The organism is Peribacillus sedimenti, assembly GCF_046237635.1.
Classification (GTDB): domain Bacteria; phylum Bacillota; class Bacilli; order Bacillales; family DSM-1321; genus Peribacillus; species Peribacillus sedimenti.
In genome coordinates this window covers 2,296,216-2,302,500 of the sequence record NZ_CP143547.1, presented here as the reverse complement: position 1 = coordinate 2,302,500, position 6,285 = coordinate 2,296,216, and the positions used below count along the sequence as shown (strand labels likewise).

The following is a 6,285-nucleotide window of genomic DNA, read 5'->3' as shown; positions in this document are numbered from 1 at the left end:
CGCTGCCCTTTGTACCATCCATTGTAGCACGTGTGTAGCCCAGGTCATAAGGGGCATGATGATTTGACGTCATCCCCACCTTCCTCCGGTTTGTCACCGGCAGTCACCTTAGAGTGCCCAACTGAATGCTGGCAACTAAGATCAAGGGTTGCGCTCGTTGCGGGACTTAACCCAACATCTCACGACACGAGCTGACGACAACCATGCACCACCTGTCACTCTGTCCCCCGAAGGGGAACGCCCTATCTCTAGGGAAGTCAGAGGATGTCAAGACCTGGTAAGGTTCTTCGCGTTGCTTCGAATTAAACCACATGCTCCACCGCTTGTGCGGGCCCCCGTCAATTCCTTTGAGTTTCAGCCTTGCGGCCGTACTCCCCAGGCGGAGTGCTTAATGCGTTTGCTGCAGCACTAAAGGGCGGAAACCCTCTAACACTTAGCACTCATCGTTTACGGCGTGGACTACCAGGGTATCTAATCCTGTTCGCTCCCCACGCTTTCGCGCCTCAGCGTCAGTTACAGACCAGAGAGTCGCCTTCGCCACTGGTGTTCCTCCACATCTCTACGCATTTCACCGCTACACGTGGAATTCCACTCTCCTCTTCTGCACTCAAGTCCCCCAGTTTCCAATGACCCTCCACGGTTGAGCCGTGGGCTTTCACATCAGACTTAAAGGACCGCCTGCGCGCGCTTTACGCCCAATAATTCCGGACAACGCTTGCCACCTACGTATTACCGCGGCTGCTGGCACGTAGTTAGCCGTGGCTTTCTGGTCAGGTACCGTCAAGGTGCCAGCAGTTACTCTGGCACTTGTTCTTCCCTGACAACAGAGCTTTACGACCCGAAGGCCTTCTTCGCTCACGCGGCGTTGCTCCGTCAGACTTTCGTCCATTGCGGAAGATTCCCTACTGCTGCCTCCCGTAGGAGTCTGGGCCGTGTCTCAGTCCCAGTGTGGCCGATCACCCTCTCAGGTCGGCTACGCATCGTCGCCTTGGTGGGCCATTACCCCACCAACTAGCTAATGCGCCGCGGGCCCATCTGTAAGTGACAGCCGAAACCGTCTTTCCATCTTCCCCCATGCGGGGGAAGAACCTATCCGGTATTAGCTCCGGTTTCCCGAAGTTATCCCAGTCTTACAGGCAGGTTGCCCACGTGTTACTCACCCGTCCGCCGCTGACTTCCGGGAGCAAGCTCCCTTCTGTCCGCTCGACTTGCATGTATTAGGCACGCCGCCAGCGTTCGTCCTGAGCCAGGATCAAACTCTCCGATAGAATTCGACTTGCTCATTTTGTTTTTTCAGTGTTTACTCACTATCATTTAGACGTCTTATTTCCTATATAGAAGAAATAAGAATCTGGCGCTTGTTTTGTTCAGTTTTCAAAGAGCAATCTCAATGCCGTTTCTCTCAGAAGCGACTTTTATACTATAACATAATGTTCATTAGTTGTCAACTTCTACGAAAGATATTTTTTTAAAAACAAATCGCAGTAACAACTTTTTTATCATATAGTACATTGTATCGCTTGTCAACATTTCATCATTTTTTAAAGTATTGTCGTACAGCGACTTAGTTATATTACCCCCATCCGAAAGATAAGTCAACACATTTTCACATTTATTTTTCCGATGAAATAGAAATAGTAAAAAGATCTTCTGTCAAAGAAGATCTAATCTTTATTTTCTATTTCATTATGTTACCTAAAACAGAAACTATTTCGCCAACCTCTTCATCGTTTATGGTTCGCATATCAAAAAGGAGGTTGTCTTGCTTTATTCGTGCAATGATGGGCCTTGATGAAAGTCTCAGCTTTTCACTCAGTTCATTGGCTGACATCTTCTCATGTTTAATTGCAATGCACACGGTTGGTATTTCAATACCCGGCATAGTCCCACCGCCAATTGTGCTTGTATCCTCAATCATTTGAGCATTGACATGAATATTCTTTTCCTTTATTACTTTCAGAAAATAAGCTGCCCTCACTTGTAATTCTTCAGCAATAAGTAAAATATCACGCACAGCAGGAATTTGCCGTTGTGAGGCATCCCCTTTTAAATATTCCACTAAAGTCGCTTCCAATGCCGCCAAGGTCATTTTGTCGACCCTCAATACCCTTGCTAACTGATGTTTCTTAAGTATATCAATCAATACTTTCTTCCCCGCAATGATTCCGGCCTGAGGACCTCCCAAGAGCTTATCCCCGCTAAACGTAACCAGATCTGCACCTGCTGAAATGACATCTCTTACAACCGGCTCTTCACCAATTCCGTGTATAGAAAAATCATGTAATACACCGCTGCCCAAATCCTCATAAAATAGAATATGTTCGTGCTTCCCCGCCAAGGCAATCAACTCATGGTTTTTAACAGACTCAGTAAAACCAATTACCTTAAAGTTAGAAGTATGAACCTTCATAATTATTGCTGTTTCACTGGTTATGGCTCCCCTATAATCAAAAACATGAGTTTTATTGGTAGTTCCAACCTCTATCAAGGAAGCTCCACTTTCCTCCATTATGGTAGAAATCCTGAATGAACCTCCAATTTCAACCAGTTCCCCTCTGGAAACTATGACCTCTTTGTTCTTGGCCAACGCACGCAGCACAAGGAAGACAGCCGCCGCATTGTTATTCACCACCATTGCTGCCTCAGCGCCTGTGATTTCCGTTATCCATTGTTCAACGTGAGAATGCCTGGACCCTCTATTCCCTTCATGTATATTGTATTCCAGGTTGGAGTAATTCGCTGAGATTTCCACTACATGTTTTATAGCAGATTCACTTAATTTTGCACGCCCAAGATTTGTATGTAAAACTGTGCCGGTAGCATTTATAACACTTTTAAGCTGATATTCATATTTTCTAGCCAGCTTGTTATCCAAAAGATCGAATAAAGAAAGAATAAAGGCATCAGTCCCTGGCATTGCTTGAGACCATGTTTGAGACTGAATGAGCTTTCGGACCTCATCCAGCTGTTCTTTTACAGCAGCCGTTAGCGATTTTTCATCTAAGCCTGAAACCTCCATCAATTTTTTAAACCGTGCATGCCTTTGAAGTTCATGTACGGGAGGAATTAGCCGCAATAAATGCTGCTCCATTAAGATCCCTCCGTTTCTGATAAATTGTTTATTTTTTCATTATAACATTTTCACTATTTGGCGGCGAATTCATATTATGAAGCAAAGTCAATAATGGAGAGGATTCAAACTTGTCAAAAGAAGATAAATTTGATTATGAGATTGATAACGGACAATTTGATGAATGGATGGAAAAATTCTTTTTAGATCCTCATACCAATTTATTGGATGCCCAGACTTTCAGAGTGGATTTGTTCGAGAATAATGATGAATATCTAGTTGAGGCTTTATTCGATGACAATAAACCGGAAAAACTGATCGTCAGGGTTGATGAGAACAGATTGCAAATCATTGCGGAAATCGCTAAAAGCTGTACTCATAAATACATTAGCAATCCGCTCATTCGCTCTATTTCCTTCCCTTTTTCCATTAATAATCGAAAGATAGATGCTGAATATGCGGACAATATTTTACAAGTTCATATTTTGAAAGGCTCCAAAACAATAATGTTTAAGGATATCGTGATCACCACATAAAGGTCCTTCTCACTCTATAAATAAACCCCTTCCATAGCCAGGGGTATTTTTCTTTTGTTAGAAACACCACTTTTTAAGGACAGTATTTGATCCATTATCCATAAAACAATAAAATAGCAGCTACGAGCTGCCATTTTACATATTTACCGGCAACAATTATGATAATGCAGCCATATAGTCGATTATCACCTGGTTACGTGGAAACTTACCGGTTGCTTTTTTAGAATAGGCAAGTTCGCCGTTAACAATAACCTCAAAGATTCCTCCGGAAGCAGGGACCAATGTTAGACTTGTTATATCTCCACGAAAATGTGTAAACAGCTCTTCTGCAAGACCCGCGCTTTAGGTGAGTAGTTTCACATCATGCAGAATTCAATTTTAACCTCATATTTCATGAGAACCCCTCCGATACATAGATGTAGTACTTTATTGTAATATAAAGGACCAAAAGGATACAATTTAGTTGCTTACAAATAGCTTGTTTATAAAAAAATGAATTATTCTTTAAGAATGTGAGTGCCCTAAATAATTGAAAAAAAAATAATTATCCTTATAACAATGCCATCTAAAGCTGGTTGATGATGTAAGATCGGTTCCTTGGACCTGGCGCCTCAGTTTTGCGTCTCTTATCAATACCAATTATGTCGACAAACTACATTCAGCAGGGATTTAGCCAACCCGCAATAGCGGCCAAGTTTACTGAAGACAGACAAATGATCACTTTCGTATAACTTGCAGGCAAACAAACAGAGACCCAAAAACGGAGTCTCCTTTGTTTGTCAATTGGTTTTGCTATGCTAGCCAAACACGTTTGCCGTCTTGTCGAGCTGTAAGTTTTTTGCTATCCAAAGCCTCCAAAAAAGGAATCATATATTTCCTGGAAAGACCGAGCACTTCTTTTGCGTCGCTTACTTCGAAAGATGTACTCGTAGCAGTTTTTAATCTCGTAACAGCATCATCAAAAATGTCATGGTGGACATAATATTTGTCATCCAAAGGAACTATGACATTTTGTTCCTGGAGATAAAATATTAATTCTGTCTTTATTGCATCTGGGATACCTGATTCATCCAAATAATCAGTAAGGTGCCGAACCTGCATTTGGTCGCTCTTTAGAGAGGCAAGCAATCCTTCCACACGCTTTCTCCAATTGTTTGGTATATGCGGGGTAAAGTCAGGCAGGGACAGGAATGTACCCTTTCTAATCCATATGCCATTTGCTTCTCCAGTCTCTAATACATATTCCAATAATGGCTTTGGATAAACCAGTTGTAACGTTTGTAGTATTTCTGCTTTGTTCATCCCTTGCCTCATTGGATTAAGCTGCTGGAATCTCGTAATTTGGTCTAAAATTTCGTCGCTGATTTTTTCAGTAACTTGGATATGAGTATAATGACCAGGGGAATAGCAAATGAAGCCCTGTTTATCCAGTATTTCAACAAGTGAATGCATGTCGACGGAAGTTCGGGAAAGAAGCTCTTTTTCGGAAAGTCCCTTGAATTTCACTAATGTTTCCATAACCCTTTCTTCAGGTGTCCCTTCTCTTTTCTTTTCCAATTCCTCAATGGTACGTTCGCCAAAACGGTATTTCGCACCCGCAGGATCAATCACCCACCCTCCTCCTATAGTTTCCTGGGGACTTGGCCGGCGGATAATGAATCTGTCTCCCCTTTTCGTAACAACATGTTCATCAAGACACAGCTGGCATAGAATTTCATTTTGCTCCTTAATTACTTCATTCCGGTCAAAAAACACAATTTTTCCCATGACCTCAGAGGTTCCGATATGGCATTTAACCGGCATTCTGTGCTTCACTGGATGCTCTAAGTCTTTAACCATCTTTAAAGAAATATCAACACAATTTGTGACAAAAAATTGCTCTGAGGAGACAAGGACATCACCGCGCTCTATTTGATCTTTCGTTATGCCAGAAAGATTTATGGCTGTCCGTTGGCCGGCATATGCCGCTTGGGCTGGTTTATGGTGCACCTGGACCTGTCTTGCCCTGGTCTCAATCTTTTTCGGTAAAATGAGCAAGGCCTGTCCTTCAATGGCAGATCCTTCATATACCGTCCCTCTTACAATTGTCCCCTGCCCTTTTACTGTAAATACCTGGTCAATCGGAAGCCTGAATGCGCCGGTTGCATCCCTCGATTCAAGCTGATCAAGTTCATTAAGTATGAGCCTTTGTAATTCATCAATACCTTTTCCGGAAAGACTATCAACCAATATAACTGGAGAGTCTTCAAAGATACTGCCTTCAAGTTCCAATATGATTTCTTCCTGGACCAGAGAAAGGAAATCTTCATCCACACGATCCATTTTTGTGATGGCGACAATCCCTTTTTTCACGCCAAGAAATTGCAAAATTTCCAGATGTTCTTTTGTTTGGGGCATTACACCCTCATCAGCCGCAACAACCAGGACTACAAGATCGATCCCGGCTACCCCGGCTATCATCTGACGAATAAATCTTTCATGTCCTGGCACATCGATAACGGACACTTCCATCTGGTCATCTTCATAAAGTGGAGCAAAACCGAGCTCAATTGAAATTTGACGCTCCTTCTCCTCTTTAAGCCTGTCTGTATCGACTTTCGTTAAGGCCTTGGTAAGGGACGTTTTCCCATGGTCAATATGACCGGCCATGCCAATAGTAAAATGCTTTTTCATTTTGAC

The 6,285-nt window shown here is 42.8% G+C and carries 3 protein-coding genes, 1 rRNA gene and 1 pseudogene (1 of these 5 only partly in view); 1 reads left to right on the top strand and 4 read right to left on the bottom strand.

The features are described from left to right. Positions 1 to 1,268, bottom strand: a 16S ribosomal RNA gene (locus V1500_RS11365); it reaches 282 nt to the left of the window's first position. A gap of 410 nt (positions 1,269 to 1,678) precedes the next feature. Further along, entirely contained in the window at positions 1,679 to 3,091 is a 1,413-nt protein-coding gene (selA, locus tag V1500_RS11360) for an L-seryl-tRNA(Sec) selenium transferase (protein ID WP_409305644.1), read from the bottom strand. Positions 3,092 to 3,201: 110 nt separating this feature from the next. On the opposite strand from selA, the gene V1500_RS11355 reads away from it, so the two are divergent. After that, positions 3,202 to 3,606 carry an Hsp20/alpha crystallin family protein gene (locus V1500_RS11355; protein ID WP_409305643.1) on the top strand — a complete coding sequence of 135 codons (405 nt, stop codon included), beginning with the start codon at positions 3,202 to 3,204 and terminating at the stop codon, positions 3,604 to 3,606. A 156-nt stretch (positions 3,607 to 3,762) separates the two neighbouring features. Here the strand turns inward: V1500_RS11355 and V1500_RS11350 are convergent. Both V1500_RS11350 and selB read right to left on the bottom strand, forming a co-directional pair. Further along, positions 3,763 to 3,933 (bottom strand): annotated as a pseudogene (locus V1500_RS11350) (Rdx family protein); the annotation flags it as partial. 465 nt (positions 3,934 to 4,398) lie between these two features. After that, complete coding sequence (gene selB, locus V1500_RS11345) at positions 4,399 to 6,279, bottom strand: selenocysteine-specific translation elongation factor (protein WP_409305642.1); 1,881 nt, start codon at positions 6,277 to 6,279, stop codon at positions 4,399 to 4,401. Between the last annotated feature and the right edge of the window lie 6 nt (positions 6,280 to 6,285).

Coding starts and splice junctions, on each gene's coding strand:
- selA (WP_409305644.1), bottom strand. CDS start 3,091: ATGGAGCAGCATTTATTGCGGCTAATTCCTCCCGTACATGAACTTCAA.
- selB (WP_409305642.1), bottom strand. CDS start 6,279: ATGAAAAAGCATTTTACTATTGGCATGGCCGGTCATATTGACCATGGG.